1 pseudogene is annotated in these 245 nt (G+C 60.0%); it reads left to right on the top strand.

Features of this window, described 5'->3' with window-relative positions:
• Window positions 1-245: pseudogene (locus tag HBA93_RS22745) on the top strand (penicillin-binding protein 1C); the annotation flags it as partial.

Here is a 245-nt window from a genome sequence, read left to right as displayed (position 1 = left end):
CAGCGCGGCCTCGCCTATAAAACCGGTACCAGCTATGGCTATCGCGATGCATGGTCGGTTGGTTTTGATGGACGTTATGTGCTGGGTGTCTGGGTCGGCCGTGCTGACAATGGCGCCGTTCCGGGTTTGAGCGGCTATGGCTCGGCGTCGCCGATCCTGTTTGAAGCTTTTTCCAAATCCGGTGTCGGTTTTACACCGCTCAGCCCTGCCCCTGTCGGCACCATGCGGCTGCGCCAGTCCGAGTT

It is taken from the genome of Ochrobactrum sp. SFR4 (genome assembly GCF_019730395.1).
Taxonomy (GTDB): Bacteria; Pseudomonadota; Alphaproteobacteria; order Rhizobiales; family Rhizobiaceae; genus Pseudochrobactrum.
Note: the sequence above shows the minus strand (reverse complement) of the source record. Positions and strands in the feature narration are given on the sequence as shown.